The organism is Rhodococcus sp. P1Y (assembly GCF_003641205.1).
GTDB lineage: Bacteria > Actinomycetota > Actinomycetes > Mycobacteriales > Mycobacteriaceae > Rhodococcoides.
In genome coordinates this window covers 939,627-964,417 of the sequence record NZ_CP032762.1, presented here as the reverse complement: position 1 = coordinate 964,417, position 24,791 = coordinate 939,627, and the positions used below count along the sequence as shown (strand labels likewise).

22 protein-coding genes are annotated in these 24,791 nt (G+C 63.5%); 9 read left to right on the top strand and 13 right to left on the bottom strand.

The window, feature by feature from the left end; translation table 11 throughout:
- Window positions 1-39: 39 nt before the first annotated feature.
- Window positions 40-915, bottom strand: coding sequence for an SGNH/GDSL hydrolase family protein (locus D8W71_RS04540; RefSeq protein WP_121111366.1), 876 nt, complete (start codon window positions 913-915; stop codon window positions 40-42).
- A gap of 225 nt (window positions 916-1,140) precedes the next feature.
- Here D8W71_RS04540 and D8W71_RS04535 point away from each other — a divergent pair, with 225 nt between their 5' ends.
- The 3 genes from D8W71_RS04535 to D8W71_RS04525 all read left to right on the top strand — a co-directional run bounded on the left by D8W71_RS04535 (window position 1,141) and on the right by D8W71_RS04525 (window position 4,286).
- Window positions 1,141-2,154: an alpha/beta hydrolase gene (locus D8W71_RS04535; protein WP_121118574.1), complete on the top strand. Its 1,014-nt coding sequence runs from the start codon at window positions 1,141-1,143 to the stop codon at window positions 2,152-2,154.
- A gap of 267 nt (window positions 2,155-2,421) precedes the next feature.
- Window positions 2,422-4,062, top strand: a complete 1,641-nt coding sequence (locus D8W71_RS04530) for an alpha/beta hydrolase (RefSeq protein WP_121118572.1) — start codon at window positions 2,422-2,424, stop codon at window positions 4,060-4,062.
- Window positions 4,063-4,106: 44 nt separating this feature from the next.
- Entirely contained in the window at window positions 4,107-4,286 is a 180-nt protein-coding gene (locus tag D8W71_RS04525; protein WP_121111364.1) for a hypothetical protein, read from the top strand.
- Window positions 4,287-4,288: 2 nt separating this feature from the next.
- Here the strand turns inward: D8W71_RS04525 and D8W71_RS04520 are convergent, their stop codons facing one another.
- Window positions 4,289-5,209 carry a transketolase family protein gene (locus D8W71_RS04520; protein WP_121111362.1) on the bottom strand — a complete coding sequence of 307 codons (921 nt, stop codon included), beginning with the start codon at window positions 5,207-5,209 and terminating at the stop codon, window positions 4,289-4,291.
- On the bottom strand, window positions 5,209-5,883 hold the full coding sequence (locus tag D8W71_RS04515) for a transketolase (protein WP_121111360.1): 675 nt from the start codon (window positions 5,881-5,883) through the stop codon (window positions 5,209-5,211). Before D8W71_RS04515 ends, D8W71_RS04520 begins: the two co-directional genes overlap by 1 nt.
- Before the next feature lie 103 nt (window positions 5,884-5,986).
- Here D8W71_RS04515 and D8W71_RS04510 point away from each other — a divergent pair, with 103 nt between their 5' ends.
- A complete protein-coding gene (locus D8W71_RS04510) occupies window positions 5,987-6,940 on the top strand; it encodes an NAD(P)/FAD-dependent oxidoreductase (RefSeq protein WP_121111358.1) in 954 nt (317 codons plus the stop codon).
- A gap of 2 nt (window positions 6,941-6,942) precedes the next feature.
- Here D8W71_RS04510 and D8W71_RS04505 read toward each other — a convergent pair whose 3' ends face one another.
- Both D8W71_RS04505 and D8W71_RS04500 read right to left on the bottom strand, forming a co-directional pair.
- Window positions 6,943-7,659 (bottom strand): Clp protease N-terminal domain-containing protein, encoded by a 717-nt coding sequence (locus tag D8W71_RS04505; protein WP_121111356.1) that lies wholly within the window; start codon window positions 7,657-7,659, stop codon window positions 6,943-6,945.
- Between the two features lie 66 nt (window positions 7,660-7,725).
- Window positions 7,726-8,181: a DUF6069 family protein gene (locus D8W71_RS04500; RefSeq protein WP_121111355.1), complete on the bottom strand. Its 456-nt coding sequence runs from the start codon at window positions 8,179-8,181 to the stop codon at window positions 7,726-7,728.
- 190 nt (window positions 8,182-8,371) lie between these two features.
- Between D8W71_RS04500 and D8W71_RS04495 the strand changes: the two genes are divergently transcribed.
- Together D8W71_RS04495 and ggt are read left to right on the top strand one after the other, a co-directional pair.
- Window positions 8,372-10,612 (top strand): putative bifunctional diguanylate cyclase/phosphodiesterase, encoded by a 2,241-nt coding sequence (locus D8W71_RS04495; protein WP_121111353.1) that lies wholly within the window; start codon window positions 8,372-8,374, stop codon window positions 10,610-10,612.
- Between the two features lie 111 nt (window positions 10,613-10,723).
- The gene (ggt, locus tag D8W71_RS04490; protein ID WP_236077902.1) at window positions 10,724-12,535 is read left to right on the top strand and encodes a gamma-glutamyltransferase; all 1,812 of its coding nucleotides are present in this window, start codon (window positions 10,724-10,726) and stop codon (window positions 12,533-12,535) included.
- 72 nt (window positions 12,536-12,607) lie between these two features.
- Here ggt and D8W71_RS04485 read toward each other — a convergent pair whose 3' ends face one another.
- Genes D8W71_RS04485 through D8W71_RS04460 form a run of 6 tightly spaced genes read right to left on the bottom strand, consistent with a single transcriptional unit; the run spans window position 12,608 to window position 20,303 of the window.
- Window positions 12,608-13,294 (bottom strand): response regulator, encoded by a 687-nt coding sequence (locus D8W71_RS04485; RefSeq protein WP_121111349.1) that lies wholly within the window; start codon window positions 13,292-13,294, stop codon window positions 12,608-12,610.
- Window positions 13,291-15,747, bottom strand: coding sequence for a sensor histidine kinase (locus tag D8W71_RS04480; protein WP_121111347.1), 2,457 nt, complete (start codon window positions 15,745-15,747; stop codon window positions 13,291-13,293). The genes D8W71_RS04485 and D8W71_RS04480 overlap by 4 nt, the downstream gene beginning before the upstream one ends.
- A 12-nt stretch (window positions 15,748-15,759) precedes the next feature.
- Window positions 15,760-16,398, bottom strand: coding sequence for a potassium-transporting ATPase subunit C (locus D8W71_RS04475; protein ID WP_121111345.1), 639 nt, complete (start codon window positions 16,396-16,398; stop codon window positions 15,760-15,762).
- A 2-nt stretch (window positions 16,399-16,400) separates the two neighbouring features.
- Complete coding sequence (kdpB, locus tag D8W71_RS04470; RefSeq protein WP_121111343.1) at window positions 16,401-18,515, bottom strand: potassium-transporting ATPase subunit KdpB; 2,115 nt, start codon at window positions 18,513-18,515, stop codon at window positions 16,401-16,403.
- Window positions 18,512-20,197: a potassium-transporting ATPase subunit KdpA gene (kdpA, locus tag D8W71_RS04465; protein ID WP_121111341.1), complete on the bottom strand. Its 1,686-nt coding sequence runs from the start codon at window positions 20,195-20,197 to the stop codon at window positions 18,512-18,514. The genes kdpB and kdpA overlap by 4 nt, the downstream gene beginning before the upstream one ends.
- Window positions 20,198-20,204: 7 nt before the next feature.
- Complete coding sequence (locus tag D8W71_RS04460; RefSeq protein ID WP_121111339.1) at window positions 20,205-20,303, bottom strand: potassium-transporting ATPase subunit F; 99 nt, start codon at window positions 20,301-20,303, stop codon at window positions 20,205-20,207.
- A gap of 294 nt (window positions 20,304-20,597) precedes the next feature.
- Here D8W71_RS04460 and D8W71_RS04455 point away from each other — a divergent pair, with 294 nt between their 5' ends.
- Together D8W71_RS04455 and D8W71_RS04450 are read left to right on the top strand one after the other, a co-directional pair.
- Entirely contained in the window at window positions 20,598-21,224 is a 627-nt protein-coding gene (locus D8W71_RS04455) for a hypothetical protein (RefSeq protein WP_121111337.1), read from the top strand.
- Between the two features lie 60 nt (window positions 21,225-21,284).
- Window positions 21,285-21,818 (top strand): hypothetical protein, encoded by a 534-nt coding sequence (locus tag D8W71_RS04450; protein ID WP_121118570.1) that lies wholly within the window; start codon window positions 21,285-21,287, stop codon window positions 21,816-21,818.
- 163 nt (window positions 21,819-21,981) lie between these two features.
- Here the strand turns inward: D8W71_RS04450 and D8W71_RS04445 are convergent, their stop codons facing one another.
- On the bottom strand, window positions 21,982-23,169 hold the full coding sequence (locus tag D8W71_RS04445) for an MFS transporter (protein ID WP_161965401.1): 1,188 nt from the start codon (window positions 23,167-23,169) through the stop codon (window positions 21,982-21,984).
- A gap of 174 nt (window positions 23,170-23,343) precedes the next feature.
- Complete coding sequence (gene lepB, locus D8W71_RS04440) at window positions 23,344-24,084, bottom strand: signal peptidase I (protein ID WP_201265249.1); 741 nt, start codon at window positions 24,082-24,084, stop codon at window positions 23,344-23,346.
- A 75-nt stretch (window positions 24,085-24,159) separates the two neighbouring features.
- On the opposite strand from lepB, the gene D8W71_RS04435 reads away from it, so the two are divergent.
- Window positions 24,160-24,738 carry a hypothetical protein gene (locus tag D8W71_RS04435; RefSeq protein WP_121111331.1) on the top strand — a complete coding sequence of 193 codons (579 nt, stop codon included), beginning with the start codon at window positions 24,160-24,162 and terminating at the stop codon, window positions 24,736-24,738.
- Window positions 24,739-24,791 lie beyond the last annotated feature (53 nt).

Here is a 24,791-nt window from a genome sequence, read left to right as displayed (position 1 = left end):
CCTACCGGAATCGGGTGCACCCCCGTTGGGCGCAGTGAGCTAGAGACTAAGCGAACCAGCGACAACCTGGGCGAATGCTGCCATTCCTGCGGCTGTGGGGTGCAGCGGCGCTGCGGGGTTCGCCGGAATCACACCCTCCAGGAAGCGCTCGTCCGGTGCCGCACATGCGTCGTGACCCACACTGACTTCGCGCACGTCGACGAACCGCGCGCCGTGCTCCTCCGATTGCGCGGCCAAGGCGTCGTTCATTGCGTCGACGCTTCGCTGTAGGTAGTCGGCATCGCGCGCCCAGACCGGTTGCGTTCCGTAACACCCACCGGGGCGCACGTATGTCCCGTAGCCGACGACGAGCAGCTGGGCATTCGGTGCTCGGTCGGCAATCGCGTCGAAGACCTGCCCCCAACCCGACGCGGCCTCCGAGGTGGCGTCGCCTATGACGTCCACACCTCCTGCCGTCAACGCATCCGCGCACGAGGTGCCGTTCGGTTCGGGAGAGAAGTTGACGCAGCCACGGGCCTGCGAGACCAAATCGACGTCGTTGCCGCCGATCGTGATGGTGACCAGATCTGTCTCAGGCGACAGCGCGTCGATCTGGAGCGGAATCGGTCCACTGTTGGTCTGTTGCTGCTCGGTGGCGATGTTCTCCGAGCGCGCGCCGGAGCAGGAAACGTCCGTGAACGTCTCGGCATCGATCAGAGTCGCGAGAACGTGGGGGTAGTTGGAGCCGGACTGCAAGCATCCGGGCGTGCCCGTCGACGGAGGTATCAATGGTCCCGACGCCGCGGAATCGCCGAGAGCGACGTAGTCGAGTGGGGGTGGGGGTGGATCTTCCGTCACGCCGGCAGTCGAACAACCTGCCATGGCAACCACGCCGACGGCACCCACTACGAGGACGGTCACCACGGCTCGGCGCATGCATCTCAGGCTACCGACAGAAGAGATTCGATCGACCTCATCGAGGCTTGACTCCGGGCGTCGGACCGCATTGGATACGACCCAGTAACGAACAGGGCGAGAAACAAGACATAAGGTGTCGAAGACACGACCGCATCGGTGCCGTACGCAAGCACGGCTGAGTGGGGACCAACTGCAACAACGGCGTCGCCGATGGTGACCCGTGGACTGGGAATCGATTTCACGATGAAACTCATCTCATCACGCAACCGCGCGTTGCTGCGTAACTCGGTGGTTGTTGCTGCCGCCGCTCTCACGATAGCCGCGTTCGGCGGTGTGGCCTCGGCCCAGCCGGAGAAGGCATCGGCCGTGTCGTCCATCGACAAGGACGGTCGCACCTGGCACCTACAGGTGTATTCGGCGGCGATGAAGAAGGACATCAAGGTCGACGTGCAGCGCCCGGCCGACGATTCCAAACCGGCCCCCAACCTCTACCTCCTCAGCGGGCTCGACGCCGGCGAGGGAACAGCCAACTGGCAGCAGCAGACCGACGCCCTGGAGTTCCTTTCCGACAAGAACGTCAACGTCGTTCTGCCCATCGGTGGTCGCGGAAGCTACTACGCCGACTGGCGCAACGAGGACCCCAAGCTCGGGGTCAACAAGTGGAAGACCTTCTTCACCGAAGAGTTGCCTCCGCTTCTCGATGACGCCCTCGGTTCGACCGGCCTGAACTCGCTGGCCGGCTTGTCGACGTCGGGCACTGCGGTCCTTCAGTTGGCCGAAGCGAAGCCAGGTCTCTTCAAGTCCGTCGCCGCCTACAGTGGCTGCGCGCAGATCGCGGACCCGCTCGGCAGGCAGTTCGTCAAGTTCTCCGTCGAGACCTGGTCGGGCGGAAACACCGTCAACATGTACGGCCCCGACAACGATCCGGCCTGGGCCGAGAACGACCCGGTCATCAATGCCGAAAAGCTTCGCGGCACCAACCTGTACATCTCCAGCGGCAACGGCTTTCCGACCCCCGAGGATGCGCGGTACTACATCGACGAGGCCGGTGGCCCTCAGGGCGTCGTGAATCTCGGCCTGGGTGTCGTCATCGAAGGCGCGACCAACTACTGCTCGCACAACCTGAAGAACAAGCTGGATTCGATCGGCATCCCCGCGACGTACCAGTTCCCGCCGGTCGGCACGCACTACTGGCCGTACTGGGAAGAAGCCCTTCACGATTCCTGGCCGTTGCTTGCCAACGGCATGGGAATCTGATCCGAGCCCTGCCCTACCCCCAGCAGTCCCGGTACCCTCGAGCGGGTTCGCACTGAATCCATACGAAAGACGAGAGACTCATATGCTCACCAACTTCATCAATCTCATCCTCGGCGGCCTCGGCACAGCATCAGCCGGTAGCAGCGGCTTCGAACTTGCGCCTGGAGTTCTGCCCTTCGGCCTCTGAGGCCACCGAACACCGTTATCGGCGACGAGCCCCGGCTGCATACCCATGCGGCCGGGGCTCCTCACATTTAGGGTGTGACGATGCAGAAACTGCGGCGGTTCTTCCGGCGCCTGGAACCCGCCGCACTGTTTCTCGCGACGGTGTTCTTCGCTTTCTCGATGACCCCGTCCCTTCTGCCCCGGGCGTGGTACCTGCAGGGGGTTGCCACCGGCATCAGCGTCGCCACCGGGTACGGCATCGGGTGCCTTCTGATCGGAATTGCCCACGCCTGCGGGATCAGACCGACGTGGTCGGAGACGACCAAAAGGTACGGCTGGTGGGCTCTTGCCGTGACCGCCGCCGTCGCGGTCCCACTGTTCCTGATTCTGGGTTCCTGGTGGCAGGAGATCGTTCGAAAGCTCGTGGAAGTCGACGTCGAAGGGCCCGGCCGCGTTCTCTACGTCGCTGTACTTGTCGTTGCTTTCGTGGTTGCGGTCCTACTACTTCTCGCGGCGCGGGGGTTGCGCTGGTGCGCTAGGCGGCTCGCTGCGGTGTGCACCCGCTTCGTACCGATCCCGATTGCGAAGGGCCTCGGCATCGCGGTCGTTGCCGTGTTCACGCTTTTTCTCCTGAACGGCGCGGTGAACAACGTCCTCATCGCTGCGGTCGCCAGCTCGTCGGAGCTTGCCGACAAGGGCAGCCACCCCGGCGTGGAACAGCCGATTGCAACCGAGAGGTCGGGGTCGCCCGACTCGCTCGAGGACTGGGACTCGCTCGGCATGGAAGGTCGTAGGTTCGTGTCCTCGGGTCCCACTGCCGAGGACATCGAGGCCTTCACCGGTAGACCTGCATCGACACCCATTCGCGCGTACGTCGGAGCAGCTGGCGCAGATTCGATCGACGAGGCAGCCGACCGTGTCGTGCGTGAGCTGGAACGAACTGGCGCGTTCGACCGTGCTGTTGTGGCCGTCGCGACGACGACTGGGCGGGGTTGGGTCAACGAATCGGTTGCTGGCCCACTCGAATACATGTACGGCGGAGACACTGCCATCGCATCGATGCAGTACTCGTTCCTTCCGAGCCCGATTGCCTTCCTCGCAGACCGAGATTCACCCCGAGAGGCCGGGCGCGCGCTCTTCGACCGGGTCTACGACGCCGTACAGGATCTACCCGAGGACTCGCGCCCGAAGCTCGTGACCTTCGGCGAGAGCCTCGGCGCCTACGGCGGACAGGACGCGTTCGGAGGGACGCGCGACATGGTCGCCCGAACCGACGGCGCTCTGTGGGTGGGCAATCCGAACTTCACCAAGCAATGGGCGGATGCCACCGCAGACCGCGACACCGGATCTCGGGAGATTCTTCCCGTCATCGCCGACGGACGATACGTCCGATTCGCAGGTCGCCCGAGCGATCTCGAGATCGGCACACCATGGCAGCAGCCCCGAGTCGTCTACTGGCAGCACGCGTCGGACCCGATCACGTGGTGGTCGCCCAATCTCGTTCTCAACCAACCCGATTGGCTACGCGAGGAACGAGGCATCGACGTCGACCCCGGAGTTCGGTGGTTCCCGTTCGTCACGTTCTGGCAGACGACGTTCGACATGATCTTCTCCACCGACGTGCCGTCGGGTTACGGGCACAACTACGGCGAGGACGCCGTCGACCTCTGGGCCGAGGTCCTCCAACCCGCCGGATGGACCGACTCCGACAGCGCTCGGCTCAGGGAGATCGTTGCCGGCTGACCTGGCAAGTTTCGAGTCGGCCCCGGCGAGGGTATGACCCTGCAATGACCGAAAAGCATGACGCGACCGAAGAGCACGGCAAGCCACAGACCGAGGACACCGGATCGAACGCCGACGGCGCGCGGGAGGACGTTCAGTCCGATCCCGCAGCAGGTGAGGAGTCGGGCGACTGGTCGGGCGAAGGCGGCGCGACGCACGACGGCCCTGCAACCGACAGCGAGTAAGTTCAGTCCGGGGCAGCGTCGAAGAAGTCGCTCATCGACGAGCGAAGACCCGGAACGTCGAGACCGTGGGCTCGTTCGTGATCCTTCCGGCTCCCGTACCTCCGCAACTCCTCTCGTCCGACGCCGAGCCCGAGCACACGATGTCGCACACCGGACAGGGCGTCCGACAACTGCGGGACCGATGTGCCGGCAAGGTACGGCTCGACGATCACGACGTCGGGCTTCGACAGCGTCGCACGCACGGTCCGAGCGTCGAACGGCCGTATCTTCGACGCGTACATAACGGTCACGTCGCGGCCTTCCGTCGCGGCGAGCACCTCATCTGTCACGGGGCCGACAGCGATGACGGTTCCCTGGGTCCCGGTTCGCAGAACGGTGAATCCCGAACCCTCCGAATATCGTTCACGGTTCGATTTTCCGTCGAGCCTCAGATACACCCGAGCATCGGAACGCGCGGCCTCGCGCAAGGCCTCCTCGGCTTCGTCTGCGTGACCCGGAACATGTACCTCCCACCCGTCCAAGGTGTCCAGAAGCGCGACGTCACGCGGGCCGAAATGAGTCTCGCCCGCGGACGCCATGGAGTACGAGCCTCCTGAGCTGACGAGCACTCCGCCGACCCCCTGATGCCCGAAGTCCAACTTCACCTGCTCGAACGGGCGCTCGACCAGGAACGGCGCGAATGTGTGCACGATCGGCCGCATACCAGCCAGCGCCAGACCTCCCGCGAACGAGACGAGCAATTGCTCGCGAATCCCGACGTTGAACACCCGTGATCGCGCCTCCTCGGTGATGTGCGGCTCCAGATACCCCGCGCCGATCTCGGCCAGGACGAGGGCGAGTCGATCGTCGTCTGCGAGCATGGACGGAACCGTCGAATAGAAGCGCTCACGTTGGTCCGTGGTGTGCTCGATGGAAGTGGTCATCACTGATCCTTTGCTTCGACATGTGCGACGACGACGTGTGGGCGATCGTCGGTTCCGGCGGTGAATGCGCGGCGCAACGCGTCGTGGTCGCGTCCGTCGACATCGGTGGACGTCCAGCCTTCGACGTCGAATCGTGTACGTATGCCACCTGGCCATCCGAGGCCGGCGGAAGAGTTGTCGACGACTACCGCGGTGAGATTCCCGAGGCTCGCGCGTCCGGCGTACTGGATGGCTTCGGCGTTGCTGCCTTCGTCGAGTTCTGCATCTCCGAGCAGCACCACGACCCGCGCGCCGCGGCCCTGCACTCTCAGCGCGGTAGCGGTGCCAACCCCGATCGGAAGTCCGTGTCCCAGTGAACCGGACGAAATTTCGACGCCTGGAGCGCGGGTCCGGTCGGGGTGGTAGCCGAGCACCGAATCGAACTCACCGAAGCTCTTCAACTGATCGGCAGTGAGGAAGCCGTGAGCGGCGAGAACCGCGTAGTAGGCCATCGGGCCGTGGCCCTTGGACAACAGGAAGCGGTCGCGCTCCTCCGGGTGCGCCGGATCTATGTGCAGGACATGGTGATAGAGAACCCAGATGATGTCGAGCGTGGATGTTGCGCTGGCGTCGTGCTTTTCGTCGCCGGTCATCAGGGTCATGAGCTGAGGTAACTCTTCGTATGCAACTGTCATGAGTCCACTCTGCAACCTCGACCTTTGTTCAGGTCAACTCCGATAGATTGCCATTTTGGCAAACTTACTTGCCAGATCGATGCAGTCGCGTCAGAGTTGGTGCATGACTTCGAACTCCGAGTACGACGTAATCATCATCGGCGGCGGAGCCGCAGGACTGTCGGCCGCCGTCACACTCACACGCGCGCGTCGACGCACACTGGTCGTCGATGCCGGCTCACCACGCAACGCACCTGCCGCACACGCCCACAACTACCTCGGACTGGAGGGGATTCCGCCATTCGAACTGCTGGACAAGGGCCGCCGTGAAGCGCAGTCGTATGGTGCCGAGATCCGAGACGGCTCAGTCGTGTCCATCGACGGCAGTATCGGGCAGTTCACCGTCGAGCTGTCCGACGGCTCGACGACAAGCGCGCGACGCCTTCTGCTCGCCACCGGCCTGACCGACGAACTACCCGACATCCCCGGAGTGGCCGAGCGGTGGGGCAAAGAAGTTCTGCACTGCCCGTTCTGCCACGGCTGGGAGGTTCGGGGCGACACCGTAGGAATCATGGGTAGCTCGTTCGGCGTGCATCAGGCATTGATGTGGCGCCAGTGGTCCGACCGTGTCGTGCTGTTCACCGAGGGCTTCGAGCCGACGGACGAGGAGTACGAGAAACTCGCCGCTCGAAACATCGGTGTCGTGACGGACCGGGTCGCCGGGCTGGCCGTCGCGAACGACGCTCTGGTCGGCATCGAACTGGTCTCGGGAAAAACCGTCGAAATCCAGGCGGTTGTCGTCAAACCGCATTTTGCCGCCAACGCGGCACTACTGGAGAAGCTGGGCCTCGCCGTCACCGATGTCATGATGGGCGAGCACGCGATGGGGTCCGCAGTTGCCGCCGATCCGATGGGCGCCACGTCGATTCCGGGGGTGTTCGCCGCTGGCAACGTCGTGGGTATCACCGAAAACCTGATCGGCTCTGCAGCCGCCGGTGTGCGAGCAGGCGGGGCCGTCAACGGAAGTCTCATCGAGGAGGACGTCGACATCGCCGTTCGGGCTCGAAGGGCGAGCTAGCCTCACTCGAATTGCGCAAGGGCGGCCAGGAGCTCCTCCTCGACAACCGACTTCTCGACCCCGAGGTCCGTGAGCACCCCATTGCCGTCCTCGTACTCGAGCAGCGCAAGGAGAATGTGTTCGGTTCCCACGTAGTTGTGCCCCAGTCGGAGCGCTTCTCGGAACGTCAGCTTCATGACCTTCTTCGAGCCCGCGTCGTACGGGACGAGGGCAGGCGCCTCCTCGACCGACGCCGGAAGCAGGGGAGCGACTGCGGTGCGCACGGACGCCTCGGTCCGTCCCGACGCCAGCAGGAACCGCGCGCCGAGAGACTCGGGTTCGGCGAGTAATCCGAGCAGAATGTGCGCGGGGACGATCTCTGCATTCTGCCCGGCCTGTGCTTCGTTCATCGACGCCGCCACGACGTTCTTCGCTCGCGGAGTGAATCGCGAGAACGCCTGCTCCGGATCGAGATCCTGTTCCGGACCCTTGGGTACGAATCGCTTCTGTGCGGCCTGCTTGGACACACCCATGCTGCGCCCGATATCGGTCCACGACGCTCCCGACCGACGGGCCTGGTCGACGAAATGTCCGATCAGATGGTCGGCGAGATCACCGAGATGGTCCGATGCAATCACGGCATCGGACAGTTGCTCCAATTCGTTGTCGTGGACCTTCTTGATGGCGTCGATCAAGTCGTCGAGCCGGACCGGAACGGATACCTGCGTTGGTTTTGTCATTCGTCAACCATAGGTTGACGATCCCAAGACGTCAACCGTGAGTTGACGCGCATGCGAAGTGTCCTCCTACACGGCCGGCGACGCCTGTGCCGTGCCTGCGGCGGCCCCGCGCAGCATGGATTCGAGCGCAGCGGGCACCACCACTGCGATGACGACGTGCATCAGAGAAAGCACAACTGTGCTGACTGCGTCGAAGTCGGCAGCTACCGTCATGGCGATAGTCCCCAACGGCGCGAGGACCCCGACGACCTGGGCGAGTCTGATGACGCCCAGCCAGCGCAGCGAGACGATCGCGGCGATCGACATCCCGATCACTATCGGTACGACCGTCAGCATCACGACGCCACCGGGAGCAACGGCCATCGTTGTGCCGGCGTCGGTCAGTTCGAACGACCCGCCGGCAGCGAGACCGACGACCCAGAGCAGGAGGTTGACGAGCAACGCCGCCACGGTGGCGAAAATGACCGCACGCGGTCGGTTGAGAGCGGTCACGCTAGGTCTTGTGGTGCCATGCACGGTCATGGTGGACTCCTGTCGGAAAAAGGATGAGTTCTTTCGGTTCGACCCGCGCGACCGGCAGAACTCATCGCGCTTGCCCAAGTCTCCGCTGGGCGGTTCCGCGCGCACTAGTACCGTCCTGAAGTAATCTCCACGACAGGGCGAACCTTGTCGGGCGGTTCGTCTACTACTGCACCAGGTGAGGGGGCCTTCGATGGACACGAGGGCGCCGTCGATGCAGCGGGTGTTCACAGCAGGGCCCAAGTACCTCGGTCTCGTCTCTGTCCTGCTCGCGGCCAGCGTCGTCTTCTACATCGGAGACGCCTCGACTCGATCGATCGTCCTCGGTACCTTCGCGATCGGGTCCATCATCGCCGTCGGGGTGGGCATCAGGCGTTTCAAGCCCGCCGACTCCACGTCGTGGTGGTGCCTTTTTGCTGCAGCAGCCCTGTTTCTGGTCGGCGTGGGACTTCGGGGTGACCCGAACATGTACCCCGCCGGTGTCACAGCCCTGTCGAACGCCTTCATGCTGTCCGGATACGTGCTGATCGGCACCGCTCTCGCCCGATGGATTCTCGAACGCCGATCGCGCGACGACATCACGCCGCTGATCGATGCCAGCCTGATCGCCATCGGAGCGCTCTTCCTGTCGTGGGTACTGCTCATCTCCCCACTGCTCGACTCGGACATGAACACCGCTGCGGCGGTCCTCAACGGTGTGTACCCCGCGATCGACGCCGGGATGATCACGCTTGCGGCGTACCTTCTGATGTCGTCGAAACGCGGCAACGCGTCGCTGCGCATGCTGATGATCGCGTTGTTGTCCATCTTCGTCGGCGACCTCGCGTACGCGTATTTCCTCTCGCGCTCGTCTCCTCTGTCTCCTGGACTGCTCGACGGGATCTACCTCTTCGGGTACGCATCCGTAGGGCTCGCGGCCTTGCACCCCCAGATGGTGACGATGGCCCAGCGCCAACGCTCCGCGCCTCGTCATCGCCGCCGTTCCGCATTTCTCGTCGTGATGCTGTTGGTGTGCGCCGCTATTCCGATACTCGGCACCGCGGTGTCGACGGCCGATCTCGTAGTGCGGTCAACACTTCTCTCGGCCATCCTCATGGGCAGTTTCCTGCGCGGCGAGCGCGCCATGGGGCTGATGGAACGAAGCGAGGACGACGCCCGATACCGGGCCGCGCACGACACGCTCACCGGGCTTCCCAACCGCACTTTGCTCGCCGACCAGTTCGCCCGACTCGTCGCACAGGACAAGCCGGGGCGACCGTTCGTGCTGTTCGTGGACCTCGACAATTTCAAGGTGGTCAACGACTCGTACGGCCACCGGGTCGGCGACGAGATGATCGCCGCCACGGCGCATCGGATTCGAGCCACTGTTCGATCGTCGGACACGGTAGTGCGGTACGCGGGAGACGAGTTCATCGTGATCGGCCGATGCACCCGGCCCGAGATGGAAGCACTGGCACAGGCCGTGATCGATCGGATCGCCGAACCGTTCGTGCTGAGCGCCGCGAGCGTCTACATCACAGCATCGATCGGAATCGCGGCCACCACCAACCGTGGACACGAGATGGACGACCTCATCCGCGAAGCAGACACAGCCATGTACCACGCGAAGTCGCTCGGCGCGTCCCGGTCCGCGGTGTACGACGAGTCACTCCGAGCCGCGTCCACTGCAGCGCTCGAGACAGCGACCGCCCTGCGCGGCGCCGTCCGACGCGGGGAGCTCGAGGTCCACTACCAGCCCATCGTCATGACCTCGACCCGCACCACCGTGGTCTACGAAGCCCTCGTCCGGTGGCGACACGGAGGCAGGCTCCGAGGACCGAACGAATTCGTCCCCATCGCGGAATCGACCGATCTCATCGGCGAGATCGGCGAGGCGGTTCTCCGTACGGCGATGATGGACCTCGCGGCCCTGCGCGCCGCGGGCCAGGACGTCACCATGTCGGTCAACATCTCGCCGGTCCAGCTGCGCGACGACTCCCTCCCCGGCATCGTGGAGCAGTTGCTCGACGAGGTCGGCCTCGAGGGCTCCGACCTCGCACTGGAGGTCACCGAAACTGCGTTGATCGACGATGTGTTCGCCGCCAAGGCAGTGCTCGATCGGCTTGCGGAAATGAACGTGCTGATCGTTCTCGACGACTTCGGCGTCGGATACTCCTCCCTCAGTCGCCTGCGAGAGCTTCCCATCGGACTGCTCAAGATCGACCGATCCTTCATCGCGGAGATCGGTACGACGAACTCCGGGGGCTCGCTGGTCTCCGCCATCGCTGCGATGGCGCGCGCCCTCCCGGTATCCACCGTCGCCGAGGGCGTCGAAACCGAGAAGCAGGCAAGAGCCATCGAAGCTCTCCACTGCAGATTCGCGCAGGGGTACCTGTACGGAAGGCCTGCGCCACTGCAACACTGGCTGAAGCAGGGCGCCACCCGCGTTTCGTGAGATAGCGTCGGGACGGTGCATCCGAAACGGCTATTCACAGTTGCCTTCGCTCTGATCCTCGTCCCTGTCTCGGCGTGCAGTTCATCCCAGGACGAGGACGCGGCGTCCTGCATGGCACCGGAGACCGACACTGTGTCGACGTCGACGGCACCCCCGTCCGCCGGAGGCGACATCGGTACCAACCCGGAGATCGCGACGGGCTATCGGTCGGGGATGCAGCCTGTCGAAGAATCGGACTTCGCCGTCTCGACGGCGAATCCAATCTCCACCGAGGCAGCGTGTGCGGTACTTCGAGACGGCGGTACGGCCGCCGACGCCCTGATCGCGGCGCAAACGGTTCTCGGCCTCGTCGAACCGCAGTCGTCCGGCATCGGCGGCGGTGCTTTTCTGCTCTACTACGACGCCGCATCGGGCGATATACAGGCCTACGACGGACGCGAGGTGGCACCCGCGGCCGCAACCGGCGACTACCTTCGCTACATCGACGATGTGAACCGCACTGTGCCACAACCGGACGCACGATCGAGCGGCAGGTCCATCGGTGTTCCCGGGGTGGTCCGCATGCTCGAACAGGCACACGCCGACCACGGGAAGCAGGATTGGTCGCAGTTGTTCGATCCCGCTGTTGCCCTCGCGGACAACGGGTTCGAGATCAGCCCGCGCATGGCCCAGTCGATCGCCGACTCCGCGCCGAAACTCGCCCTCGACCCTGCGTCGAAGGACTACTTCCTCTCCGCCGACGGCGCTGGTAAATCGGCAGGCACCGTACTGACCAACCCCGCCATGTCGAAGACGTTGTCCGCCATCGCCTCGGGCGGCGCGGACGCCTTCTACACCGGCGATATCGCTCAGGCCATCGTCGACACCGCGGCGGACACGACCGCGGGACGAACACCAGGTTTGCTCACCCTGGAGGACCTGTCCGCGTACGAACCGAAAGCGCGCACCGCCGTGTGCACCGAGTACCGGGACCACGACATCTGCGGCATGCCAGGACCGTCCTCCGGAGGAATAGCGGTCGCGTCGACGATGGGAATTCTGTCGAACTTCGACATGGCACCGCTCGCACCGGGTTCCTTGGACGCCGACGGCGGCATTCCCACCGCCGAGGGCGTACACCTGATTTCGGAGGCTGAGCGGCTCGCGTACGCGGACCGCGACTTCTACGTCGCCGACCCGGACTTCGTTCCGCTGCCGGGCAATTCGCCGGACGCGTTGCTCGACCCACAATACCTCTCCGAACGCGCCGCACTGATCGACCCGACCCGCAGCATGGGTACCGCGCAACACGGCGATTTCGGGCCAGTCAAGTTTGCGTCATCCACTGACGAGGAACACGGAACCAGTCATATCTCGATCGTCGACAGCTACGGCAACGCAGCGTCGATGACCACGACAGTCGAGTCGGCATTCGGCTCGTTCCACATGGTCGACGGCTTTCTGCTCAACAACCAGCTGACGGACTTCTCCGCCGAGCCCGCTTCGCCCGACGGCACGCCACTTGCCAACCGCGTCGAGCCGGGCAAGCGGCCGCGCAGCTCGATGGCACCGACCTTGGTGTTCGACCGCCAGGACGACGGAACACGCGGTGACCTTGCGCTGGTCACCGGATCGCCAGGCGGTTCGGTCATCATCCAGTTCGTCGTCAAAACCCTGGTGGGCATTCTCGATTGGGGTATGAACCCGCAGCAGGCGGTGTCGATGGTGGACTTCGGTGCCGCGAACTCACCGTCGACCAACTACGGCGGCGAGCACCCCAACGTCACAGGGCCGGACGACCCCGTCGTGCAGCAGCTCGAGCAGTGGGGGCACAAGGTCTCGGTAGCCGACCAGTCGAGCGGGCTCAGTGCCCTGCAGCGCACGGACGGTGGTTGGACCGGCGGCGCCGACCCACGCCGGGAGGGTGTGGTGCTGGGTGGCTGACGGCGCTCCGCGCCCCGTGCGTGCGTAGTTACCCCAGAACGTAACTACGCACGCACGAGCGGCGAAGCCGCCTCACACCAGCCGATAGCCCATTCCGGTCTCGGTCAGCAGATGCCGCGGTTGCGACGGGTCGTCCTCCAACTTCTGCCTGAGTTGGCCGAGATAGATTCGCAGATAGTGTGTCTCGCGCTCGTGCTTCGGTCCCCATACCGTCTGCAGTATCTCTTTCTGCGAGACGAGCTTTCCGCGGTTTCGGGCGAGCAGTTCGAGCACGCCCCACTCGGTTCTCGTGAGGTGTACGGTCTTCCCGTCGCGGGTGACGGTCTTGGTACTGAGGTCGACCGAGAAGGAATCCGTCTGCACTACAGCCTCTTCCACTGCACGAGGACCCCTTCGCAGTGCTGCACGTAGCCGGGCAAGCAATGCGTCCATCTCGAACGGCTTGGTGACGAAATCGTCCGCGCCTGCGTCGAGTGCTTCGACGGTATCCGCGGAGTCCGTTCGCGCTGAGAGCACGACGATGGGAATGTCCGTCCACCCACGCAACCCGCCGATGACGTCGATGCCGTCGAAATCCGGTAGCCCGAGATCGAGCAGGACGATCTCGGGATGAAAGTCGGCCGCAACCCGCAGCGCCTCGGAACCCGATGCTGCAGTGGCGACGTCGTACCCGCGCACCTTCAGATTGATACGCAACGCTCGAACGATCTGAGGTTCGTCGTCGACGATCAGGATTCTGATCCGAGGCGTATCGCTCACGTCGCCGCCTGCAGGTCGACGGTGATCGTGAGACCGCCACCCGGCGTATCGGACGCGTCGACTTTTCCACCCATTGCCTCGACGAAACCTCTCACCACCGACAGCCCGAGGCCGACACCGACGGTGTTGTTGCGATCGCCGAGGCGTTGGAAGGCGTCGAACATCGTGGTTTCGGCCCCCCGCGCAATACCTGGGCCACTATCTGCCACCGTGATGGACGCTCGGTCACCGAGTTCGGTTGCCTTGATCCGAATCTCGCTTCCCGGTGCATGACGCACGCTGTTGTCCACCAGGTTCGCGAGGACGCGCTCGAGTAGACCTGAGTCGGCGAGAACTCGGGTGTCGCCGACATCGACGTGCACCTTTTCCGCTGACGCCGCAGTCCCGACCATCGCCCTGTGCACTGCGTCCTCGACATACACGGGCACGACTGTCGGCCGTACGACGCCGGCCTGCAACCGGGACGAATCGAGCAGGTTGGCGACGAGGGCAGTCAATTGATCAGCGGACTCGTCGATAGTGGCCACCAGTTCCGCGGTGTCCTCGGCCGAGAACTCCACGTCGGTACTACGCAGCGACGAGGACGCAGCTTTGACGGCAGCGAGGGGCGTCCGAAGGTCGTGACTCACGGCGGACAGCAGTGCCCGCCGCAGAACGTCCGCTTCGGCAAGAGCGGTGGCACGACTCGCCTCCTCACTCAATCGCGCCTGGCGGACCAGTCCCGCGGCTTGATTCGCCACGGCGGTCAGCACTCTACGATCACGAGCCCGAGTGCGTGGCCCGTGCAGCAGCAGCGTGAAGTCCCCTCCTGGGGAGTCGATTCGAGTGGCATCTGCCGAGTCGGACGGCTCGCCGACCGATCCGACCACCTCGTCCGTGGAATCCTCCACGAGCAGGACCGAACGCTGTCCGTAGGTTTCTCGAACCTTGTTCAGCAGAGCGTCGAGGTCGGCACCTCGGAGGACCGACCCTGCGAACAGCGTCAACAGTTCGGCTTCCCTCGACGCATGCCTTGCCTCGCGAGTCCGACTGGCCGCAGCGTCGACCAAGGCGGCGACGGCCACGGCCACGACGAGCAGCACGATGGTGACGACGAAGTTCTCCGGTTCGGCGACGGTCAAGCTGTATCGCGGTGCGGTGAAAAAGAAGTTGAGCAAGAACCCCGCGATCAACGCCGAGAGTGCAGCGGGCGCAACGCCGCCGAGCAATGCGACGCACAGCACGACCATGAAGAACAGCGCGCTCTCTCCACTGGAATCGAATTGCGGATCCACGAGCGCGAGAATTGCTGAAGCAACGCACGGCACCACGATCGCCGCAATCCACGACAAGACGCGCCGGCTTCCCTGGCCTACCTGGAGTCGCCATCGCCGAGAGCGTTCGTCGTGGGTGACCATGTGTACGTCGATCTTGCCCGAGTTCTGCACGACGGCTGCGCCGATTCCCTCGTCGAGGATCCGGGCCAGCCGCGACCGTCTCGACGTGCCGATGACCACTTGGGTCGCGTTCGCTCCGCGGGCGAACTCGAGCAGCGTTGCGGGTACATCCTCGCCGACGACGCTGTGCATGCTGGCACCGAGGGCAGCGGCCAATGTACGGACTGCGCCCATCCGGGGCGCCGACACACCCGTCAACCCGTCGCCGCGGACAACATGCAGAACCATCAGTTCGGCACTCGATCTCGAGGCGATGCGGCTCGCTCGACGCACCAACGTCTCCGATTCGGGACCGCCGGTGACCGCCACCAGCACTCGTTCGCGCGCCTCCCATGTGTCGGTGATGCGATTGTCGGTGCGGTACTTCACGAGTGCGGCATCGACCTGGTCGGCCGTCCACAGCAAGGCAAGTTCGCGCAGTGCCGTCAGATTCCCGAGCCGGAAGTAGTTGCTCAGGGCGGCGTCGACCTTGTCGGGCGCGTAAATGTTGCCGTGGGACATTCTGCGACGCAATGCTTCCGGGGTCACGTCGACCAGTTCGACCTGCGCGGCCCCTCGAACCACATCGTCCGGAACGGTCTCACGCTGCGTAGCGCCGGTGATCTGACTGACCACATCGTTCAGCGACTCCAGATGCTGCACGTTGACCGTCGAGACGACGTCGATCCCGGCATCGAGAAGCTCCATCACGTCCTGCCACCGTTTACCGTTGCGCGAGCCAGGAGTGTTCGTATGCGCCAGCTCGTCGACCAGAACGAGGTCGGGATGTCGGGCGAGCACGCCGTCGACGTCGAGCTCGGGTACGACAACCCCGCGATAGGTCACCGGGGTCGGTGGGACCATCTCGATGCCTGCCAGCGCCTCGGCGGTGCGCTGGCGTCCATGCGTCTCGACGACTGCGGCGACGACGTCGCAGCCACGGTCCTTGCGTCGGTGCGCCTCGTTCAACATCGCCAGCGTCTTCCCGACGCCCGGAGCTGCGCCGAGATAGATGCGCAACTCACCGGCCACTGACACTGACTTCCCCTTCTATTCGGTACTGCAGGACGGCGCCGTCAGCCCCAGCGCGACGTTGAGCTCCGGGACGGATACGGCAGCCTCTCCGAGTACACCGTACTGCCGTCCGTGGGTGTATTCACTGACCAGAGCCTCGACGTCGGCCACGGGAATCTCGTTGACGCTCGCCACCCTGGCCACCTGTATCGCGGCATATTCCGGACTGATGTGAGGGTCGATCCCCGACCCCGACCCGGTCACTGCGTCCACCGGAACATCCGACGGATTTACACCTTCGCGCTCGGCGATGGACTCTCGACGCTGCTCGACGAAGGAGGCCAGCAGTTCACTGCTGGGTCCCTGATTCGTCGGTAGCGCTGCGCTCGGGTCGCCCGGGGCGAACGCGTCGCCCTCCGCGACCGAGCCGGTGGTGCGCAGATGAAAGTAGGGGTCCGGTCGACCGGGCTCGACCTGAGGGTCGACACCGATCAAGCTGCTGCCCACCACACACCCCTGCGCGTCGGTGAGCGGTGACCCCTCCGCCGAATGAGCCCCGAGTCGACTCACCGCCCACACGGCCGCGGGATACCCGACGCCGAGGATCACCGTCAGGACCAGAAGTACCGTCATTCCAGCCACGATCTGACCGAAGAATCTTTGTGCGAACCGCATGATCAACCAATCCCTGGAATGAAACGAACGACGAGGTCGATGAGCCAGATGCCGACGAACGGGGTCACCACTCCACCCACCCCGTACAGCAGCAGGTTTCGTCGCAGCAACGTCGACGCACTCGACGGCACATACCGAACACCTTTGAGTGCCAACGGAATGAGTCCGATGATGACCAGCGCGTTGAAGATCACCGCAGAGAGAATCGCCGACTCCGGCGTCGCCAACCCCATGATGTTCAGCGCGCCGAGCTGCGGATAGACCGCGCTGAACAGCGCCGGAAGGATCGCGAAATACTTCGCCAGGTCGTTGGCGAGCGAGAACGTCGTCAACGCCCCCCGGGTGATGAGAAGTTGCTTGCCGATCTCGACCACCTCGATCAACTTGGTCGGATCCGAATCCAAGTCGACCATGTTGCCGGCTTCCTTGGCAGCGGACGTACCGGTGTTCATGGCGACGCCGACATCGGCCTGGGCGAGCGCCGGGGCGTCGTTGGTGCCGTCACCGGTCATCGCGACGAGCCTGCCGCCCTCTTGCTCCTTGCGGATGAGCGCGAGCTTGTCCTCCGGCGTTGCTTCGGCCAGGTAGTCGTCGACACCGGCCTCGGCGGCAATGGCTTTCGCTGTCAGAGGGTTGTCACCGGTGATCATCACCGTACGGATTCCCATGGCTCGCAGTTGCGCAAATCGCTCGGCAATATGCGGTTTGACGACGTCGGACAATTCGATCACACCCAGAGCACGTGCAGGGCTGTCGTTCGACGCCGTTGCAACAACGAGCGGCGTGCCTCCCATCTCGGCGATGGTATGAGCAATGTCGTCTATGTCGGTGATTGCGTCGATGCTGGTGTCGGTGCTGGTGTCGGACGCGGACCCGCCTTCGGCCCGAACCCAGGACAGCACCGAATCCGTTGCGCCTTTGCGTATCCGAACACCGTCCAGATCGATTCCGCTCATTCGTGTTTGGGCAGTGAACGCGACGAACTCGCCGCTCATCTCGGATTCGGTTGCGTGCGGCGGCAACGAGTAGTCGAGGCTGCAGAGGTCGACGATGCTGCGGCCTTCCGGTGTTCCGTCCGCCAGCGACGAGAGTCGAGCTGCCACAGCCAGCTCCTCGGCTGCAACTCCGGGCGCCGGATGAAAGCCGGTGGCGCGACGGTTGCCGAACGTGATGGTTCCGGTCTTGTCCATCAGCAGGGTGCCGATATCGCCTGCTGCTTCGACAGCGCGTCCCGACATGGCAAGGACGTTGCGTTGCACCAGCCGGTCCATACCCGCGATGCCGATCGCCGACAAGAGCGCCCCGATCGTGGTCGGAATCAGGCACACCAGCAGAGCAATGAGCTTGATCGGATCTTGCGCTTCGCCCCCGTACGCCCCCATCGGTCCGATCGCGACGACCGCGAGCAGGAAGATGATCGTCAGCGACGCGAGCAGAATGTTCAGGGCAATTTCGTTGGGTGTCTTCTGCCTCGATGCGCCTTCGACGAGTGCGATCATTCGATCGACGAACGTCTGTCCCTGTGCTGCGGTGATGCGTACGACGATCTCGTCGGACAACACACCGGTGCCGCCGGTGACGGCCGATCTGTCGCCGCCCGATTCACGGACGACCGGAGCTGACTCGCCGGTGATGGCCGACTCGTCTACCGTCGCAATGCCTTCGATCACGTCACCGTCGCCGGGAATGATCTCACCCGCCGAGACGACTACTTCATCGCCGACGGCCAGTTCGGTTCCCGCGACTTCCTCGATGGTTCCGTCATGTGCACGCCGGCGTGCCACGGTGTCGCGTTTGACCGCGCGAAGGCTTGCGGCTTGCGCTTTGCCACGACCCTCCGCCACCGATTCCGCCAGGTTCGCGAACAACAGTGTGAACCACAGCCACGCTGCGACGAGCCACGCAAAAACGGATGGGTTCACGGCGGCCAGGACGGTGGTCACGACCGAGCCGACGAGAACGACGAACATCACCGGGTTACGGGCGAGATGACGCGGGTCGAGTTTGGCGAACGCCGACGGCAGCGACGTCCACATCTGACGGGGACTGAAATAGCCGCCGCGTACGGGCGTCGATGCGTCGTCGGTTTCGGTCGGCGGCGCGATGGTGACTGTCATTGCAGTGCCTCTGCTATCGGGCCCAGGGCCAGGGCGGGGAAGAACGTGAGAGCCGCAACCAACACGGCGGTTCCGAGAACCAGGGCCGCAAACAACGGACCTCGGGTCGGCAAAGTGCCGGGGTTGGGCGGTGTTCGCTTGGTCGTCACCAGCGAGCCGGCAAGCGCCAGAACGAAAATGATCGGCAGGAAGCGTCCGAGAAGCATGGCGATTCCGAGCGAGATCTGGAACCAGTCGCTCGTGACCGTGAGCCCGCCGAATGCGCTGCCGTTGTTGTTGGAGGCCGAAGCGTAGGCGTAGAGCACCTCGGTGAAGCCATGGATCGATCCGGGAGTCCCTGGATCACCGGCATTTCCCTGATAGCCGCTGGTGGAGGACAGAATGACGGTGATCGAGGTTCCGACCAACACCAGCGCCGGCATGACGAGGACCGACAAGGCCGCGAGGGTGATCTGGCGTTGCCCGATCTTCTTCCCCAGATACTCGGGCGTGCGTCCGACGAGGAGCCCGCCGACGAACACCGCGATGATCGCGAGGACCAGAAGTCCGTACAACCCGGTTCCCACACCGCCGGGCGAGATTTCACCGAAGAGCATGTTGAGCAACACCGCACCACCACCGAGAGGGGACATACTGTCGTGGGCGGAATTGACGGCGCCGGTCGAGGTTCCTGTCGTAGCGACCGCGAACAGAGTCGATCCGGGAATGCCGAAGCGGACTTCCTTGCCTTCCATCATCGAGCCAGCGGCGCGTGCGGCGACGCCGCGGGTTCCCGATTCCGCTGCGGCAGTGACAGCGAGAAGGGTCGCGAACAGTGCGCTCATCACTGCGAGCAGGGTCAGGCCTTGTTTGCGGTCGCCGACCATCGTTCCGAAAGTCCGAGTCAGAGATACCGGAATCAACAGTATTGCAATGATTTCCACGACGTTCGTCAGCGGCGTCGGGTTCTCGAATGGATGCGCTGAATTGGCTGCAAGGATGCCGCCGCCGTTGGTGCCGAGTTCCTTGATCGCCTCCTGAGACGCGACCGGCGCCAATGCGTTGGTGGCCGCGGAACCGTCGAGACCAGTCGAGGCGAACCCAGTGTCGAACGACTGAATCACGCCCTGAGTCAGCAGAATCAACGCGATCACGAACGACAGAGGTAGAAGAACGCGAAGGGTACCGCGGATCAGGTCGACCCAGAAATTGCCGATCTCACCGCCAGTGTGTACCCGAACGAATCCGCGGATGACGGCGATTGCCACGGCCAATCCCACGGCGGCGGAGACGAAGTTCTGCACGGCCAGTCCGAGAGGCTGTGTAAGGTTCGACATCGTCGACTCGGGTACGTACGACTGCCAGTTGGTGTTCGCGACGAAGGAGATCGCGGTATTGAACGCAACCGAGGGGCTGACCCCCGACAGGCCGCCGTTCAGCGGCAGAACGCCCTGAACCCGTTGCAGAACATACAGGAACAGGACACTCGCGGCTGAGAATCCGAGCACCGACAGTGCGTATCCGACCCAGGTCTGCTGGGCACGTGAGTCGATGCGGCACAGCCGAAATATCAACGCCTCGACGCGCAGATCACGTTCGCTCGTGAAGGTCTTGGCGATGTAATCGCCAAGCGGAATGTAGGCGGCCGCAATAACGACCACGACCACGGCGATTTGAAGCGTCGCTGCAAGAGCAGAAGTCATGAAAGCGTCAGAACCTTTCCGGATCGAGCAGCGCGACGAACAGGTACACGATGACCGCAGCGGCGATCATGATCAGCACGACACTGACCACACCGTCGGCAGTCATTTCGTCTTGGCCTTCCCTGCGGAGGCCAACGCTCGCAGGATCAGTGCACACACACCGAATCCTGCGGCGACGACGGCCAAGTAGCCCAGATCAGCCATGTCTTTTCGTGCCTCTTTCATCGTCTTCGGCAACACGCAGTGGACGTGCTGGTCGGGACATGTCTACGCCCGAGAACGGGCTTCAGCAGCCGTCCTTACGGTTCCTTTACGGCGGCTCGCTCAGTCCTGACGGGAAGATGACACCCACGCTCTGAAAGACTCGGCGTGGAGCGTTTCATCGACAGATTGGGACCACATGAACTCTGCAGGCACGCGCGGATCGACGTCTGCGTGGTCGACAGCCGCAGTGATCGTCGCGATCGTCGTTTCTGGAACCGTTGTTGCAGGTTTCCTGAACGATCCGCAATCCGACGCGATCGCTGCCCCGGGGTGCGACGAGGTCGTCCAGCCCGAGGACATGCAACGGATCAACTATGCGTTCGTCGAGGACAAGAGGTACGCCGACCCGACCTACGGCTGGTTCTCGGAGACCAAAGCCACAACAATGTCCGACGCGCTGCTCGCAGCTTTGCCGAACAATGTTGTTGTTCTTCCCTACTCGATGTTCGAACCACTACGGTTCGTGCCGTTCGGGAGCGAGACGACGGCCACCGGAACCATTTCGATAGACGGCGCCGAGAGCGAGCTGGTCGTCGTCGTGCAGCAGACCGACGAACCCGCGGGCCCCTACTTCGCCGGATACGTCGACGAGCGGCGCACGCTGGCCGACGGGACCGTCATCGACATCTCGGAAGGCGAGAACGGCGGCCGCGCCCGCGCACACACCTCGGATGGGAGTCTGATCGACGTCTCCGCCACCGGCGCTCTGACGGTCGAGCAATTGGCGGACATCGCAGCAACGCCCGGGCTTCGGACGAGGTAGCGCCGGTCGACTGGCCGCAAGGCGGCACGCGTGGAGTCTGCGTCCGATACCGTCGAGGGAATGACAGTCGACTTCTCGTGGCCACAGTTTCTATGGATCGTCTTCATATTTGTAGGCGTACCCTCGGCGTTCTGCGCGCTTCTGCTGTGGCGCAAGTCCTCGAAATCGGAGAAGGGCATGGGCGCGGGCCGTCTGGGTTTGTGGGCTACCGGAGCGACTGCCTTCGTGTTCGGATTCGTTTCGTGCGCCGGGTGGTTGAGCTGGTCCGCCGATCAACGCGGCCAGTTCCGCGGACCTGGTCTACCAGCGCCGAGGGAGTTCCCAACGTGGCAGGTTGTCGCATGCGGTGCGACGGTAGTACTGCTGTGCTTGTGGGCGGCGCGGTTATCGCGCTGGACCGAAACCGGGAGATACACAGCGGCGCTGGGCACTACCGCCGGATTCTCGACAGCATTCTGCATCGAGGCGAGTACCGACGCCACTGGGCAATCAGGCGTAGGGGTTGTGCTCTGCATGGTTGGGTGGGGTCTCGCCCTGAGCGTCATAATGATGGCGTGGAACACGTTCTCGAAGCGCAGCACGGTCCAGCGATAGGATTGGCCTCATGAGCAATCGTGCCCACGAGGCGAACGAGCGCACACGCAGATATTTCGGCGGACCCGGAATCGGTACCCTCGCCATGTTTGGGGCCTTCTTCTTCGTCGTGCCGGGGATCGGCAAAGTTGCCGGGCTCGATGTGTTGTCCATTGCATTGCTTCTAGCGGGTCTCGCGGTGTGCATCATCGCTGTCAGCCGCGTGCGCAAGCGACTGACTGGCCAGCACCAGACAGCACACGAGCATGATCAAAACGAACGCCGTTGAAAAACCTATCTTTTCGGCCAAGAGTCCGACCAGCGGCGGGCCACCCAGGAAAGCGCCGTAACCGACGACACTCACCTGCGCAGTTGCCACCGCGACACCATCGCGACCTCGACGTCCTGCCGCGGTGATCAGAATCGGGAACACGGGTCCGAGCGCGGCGCCGATGAAGCCCAAGGCAAGTACTGCACCCAAGAATTGCTCCTGCACGACCAACCCCAGAAATGCCGCCGTAGCGATCACGGCCGCCGCAACACTCACTGTCGTTCGAGCACCCAGGCGGTCGACGACAAAGTCACCGCAGCTGCGTGAGAGAAACATCGAGCAACTGAATACGACCACAGCCGCCGCACCGATCGAATCACCGGCCGCGTAGTCACGAGATAGCAACAGCGCAGACCAATCGGTGACCGTGCCTTCCACCAGCAAAGCCGCAATAGCCATCACTGCAACCGATACGGGAATCGACAATCTGCGGGAACACCGCACTCGACTGCCACGAGGTAGCGAATTGCGTTCGTAGAAAGCACTCTTCGGTCCATCCGTCGGTGGCAAGAATGTCGAGGCCCCAACTGCGAGCGCCGTCAAGCATGCGCTGACGACGCAGAAGTGCGCGAGTACGCTCACGTCGAACACGGTAGCGACCGCGCCGAAGACAGCACCAACCAGAACACCCAAACTGTAGCCGCCATGCAGACGAGACAGAATCGTTGTGTCAGTTCGATTCTGCCACTCGATCGCCGCCGAGTTCATGGCGACATCGAGCGATCCGCTGGCGAATCCAAGGACGGTCAGAGCCGCAGCGAGGGCCCATCCATTGGGCGCGAGGGCAATCAATGGGAGTGCAAGAGGAAAGGTGAACGCCGTTATGGCACAAACCTGTCGAACGGACACCCAGCTGAGGACGCGCGCGGTGCCGATCAGGGCCGGAATCGAACCTACTGCCACTCCCAGCAGTGTCCACCCCACCTGACCATCGGAGAGCGACAAGCCGGACTTGACTTCTGGGATACGCGGAGCCCAACTCGCCAGCACAGCACCGTTGACGAAAAAGACAAGCCACAGCGCCACGGTCGAACGACGCACAGAGATACGAGATAACATGACGGCCTCACGGTCGCCCTGTCGGTATCGAGTGCCTACACCCCCGGACGGGCAGGGATGTTACGGCGTCACTTCAGTACACAAGACCACGGCCGAACGCGCCCGTCAACCCCAGCGGGTCAAGTCCCTGCGTGATCAGCCCTGTCCTTCTCTCACTCATCGCGAAGCGATGACACCCCAGCGTGACGGTGGAAGAACGATCAACCGCGCCTTCCCGACGACATCGTCGACGGGCACCGTTCCGGATAGCTCATCCGAGACGTGTGCCCTCGAATCTGCTGAACCACTGCGGTTGTCGCCCATCATCCACAAGTTCCCCGCCGGCACGGTCACGGGACCGAAGCAACGCCCCGACTCCGGTGCCGTGGTGCATGTAAGGGAATCAGGGACGAACGGAAAGTCCATGACAACATATGGTTCGTCGATCGACTGTCCGTCGACTTGGACTCGACCTCGATCGTCGCAGCACTGCACCGTCTGTCCGCCGGTCGCGACGACCCGCTTGCCGAGAGTGTTCTCGTCCGGTGCGACCAGGCCGATCCACGAGCCTGCATCTTGTAGGGCATGAGCAACAGGATTGGTCGATCGCGTCGATGAGTAACCGACGTTCCAGGATGAGGTGGGCGCCCGGAACACGACGACATCTCCCCGCCGTGGCTCACCGAATCGATAACTGATCTTGTCGACGACGATCCGATCACCGGTGCATCCATCGCACCCGTGAAGTGTCGGTTCCATCGATTCCGACGGGATGAGGTAGACCCGACCGACGAACGTCTGCAGTAGAACGCTGAGGACCAAAGCGACCACAACGAGGATCGCCGTCTCACGAAGCCACGACGGTATTTTCCGATCCGGGATGTCGTCATCGACACCCACCGCGTCTGCGCCAGTCACCACCGAATCCTATGTGTCCATACCCATCCATGAAATCACTCGGTAACCCAACCGGATCGGCGGTACCGTCCGGTGATGAGAAATCGGACATCGGGGTTGATTCTCGTTCTTGCGCTCGGCACGGCCGGGTGCGCGGCGGATGTTGACGAGCAACAGACCTCGAAGCCGCCCACCTCTTCGGAAGTTCAGGTAGCGCCCAGTACTGAATCCCAGATCTACGCAGCGGTGTTGCGTCGCCTGGTTTTGACAGATCACACCTTCGGGGTGGGCGACCCATCCCCGTTCAAGGCTGTGTACGTCATCGACCACCGTTCGTCGGGCATTTCCGACAGCTTCTTCCTCGCAGGGGGTGCAGCACCACTCGACGAGTCAATTCAGTCCGAGATCGAGCGGCAATCCGAGGAGTTGCCGCTAATCGAATTCATCGACACTCGCGAAAGCCGGATCGACCCAGGCGGTCAGGGACTCACTGGAGTTGTTAACGACGGAGTCGTCGTCGGCTTATCGGCAATTTCGACGCGCGACGACGGAGCAGTCGAGGTCGGCGCCGGATTCTGGTGTGGAGTCGATTGCGGATTCGGCACAACGTATTTGGTCGAGAACAGCGACGGTTGGCACGTCACCGAGAACATCGGCCCGACGTCCATTTCGTAGGCGGAGTCCCAGAACATCCTAGTACGCAGTACTAGTACAACGTGCTAACGTAA

What these genes read in the sequence shown, in the direction of transcription:
- D8W71_RS04540 (WP_121111366.1), bottom strand. Translation starts at nt 915, where the DNA reads ATGCGCCGAGCCGTGGTGACCGTCCTCGTAGTGGGTGCCGTCGGCGTG.
- D8W71_RS04535 (WP_121118574.1), top strand. Translation starts at nt 1,141, where the DNA reads ATGAAACTCATCTCATCACGCAACCGCGCGTTGCTGCGTAACTCGGTG.
- D8W71_RS04530 (WP_121118572.1), top strand. Translation starts at nt 2,422, where the DNA reads ATGCAGAAACTGCGGCGGTTCTTCCGGCGCCTGGAACCCGCCGCACTG.
- D8W71_RS04525 (WP_121111364.1), top strand. Translation starts at nt 4,107, where the DNA reads ATGACCGAAAAGCATGACGCGACCGAAGAGCACGGCAAGCCACAGACC.
- D8W71_RS04520 (WP_121111362.1), bottom strand. Translation starts at nt 5,209, where the DNA reads ATGACCACTTCCATCGAGCACACCACGGACCAACGTGAGCGCTTCTAT.
- D8W71_RS04515 (WP_121111360.1), bottom strand. Translation starts at nt 5,883, where the DNA reads ATGACAGTTGCATACGAAGAGTTACCTCAGCTCATGACCCTGATGACC.
- D8W71_RS04510 (WP_121111358.1), top strand. Translation starts at nt 5,987, where the DNA reads ATGACTTCGAACTCCGAGTACGACGTAATCATCATCGGCGGCGGAGCC.
- D8W71_RS04505 (WP_121111356.1), bottom strand. Translation starts at nt 7,659, where the DNA reads ATGACAAAACCAACGCAGGTATCCGTTCCGGTCCGGCTCGACGACTTG.
- D8W71_RS04500 (WP_121111355.1), bottom strand. Translation starts at nt 8,181, where the DNA reads ATGACCGTGCATGGCACCACAAGACCTAGCGTGACCGCTCTCAACCGA.
- D8W71_RS04495 (WP_121111353.1), top strand. Translation starts at nt 8,372, where the DNA reads ATGGACACGAGGGCGCCGTCGATGCAGCGGGTGTTCACAGCAGGGCCC.
- ggt (WP_236077902.1), top strand. Translation starts at nt 10,724, where the DNA reads ATGGCACCGGAGACCGACACTGTGTCGACGTCGACGGCACCCCCGTCC.
- D8W71_RS04475 (WP_121111345.1), bottom strand. Translation starts at nt 16,398, where the DNA reads ATGCGGTTCGCACAAAGATTCTTCGGTCAGATCGTGGCTGGAATGACG.
- kdpB (WP_121111343.1), bottom strand. Translation starts at nt 18,515, where the DNA reads ATGACAGTCACCATCGCGCCGCCGACCGAAACCGACGACGCATCGACG.
- kdpA (WP_121111341.1), bottom strand. Translation starts at nt 20,197, where the DNA reads ATGACTTCTGCTCTTGCAGCGACGCTTCAAATCGCCGTGGTCGTGGTC.
- D8W71_RS04460 (WP_121111339.1), bottom strand. Translation starts at nt 20,303, where the DNA reads ATGACTGCCGACGGTGTGGTCAGTGTCGTGCTGATCATGATCGCCGCT.
- D8W71_RS04455 (WP_121111337.1), top strand. Translation starts at nt 20,598, where the DNA reads ATGAACTCTGCAGGCACGCGCGGATCGACGTCTGCGTGGTCGACAGCC.
- D8W71_RS04450 (WP_121118570.1), top strand. Translation starts at nt 21,285, where the DNA reads ATGACAGTCGACTTCTCGTGGCCACAGTTTCTATGGATCGTCTTCATA.
- D8W71_RS04435 (WP_121111331.1), top strand. Translation starts at nt 24,160, where the DNA reads ATGAGAAATCGGACATCGGGGTTGATTCTCGTTCTTGCGCTCGGCACG.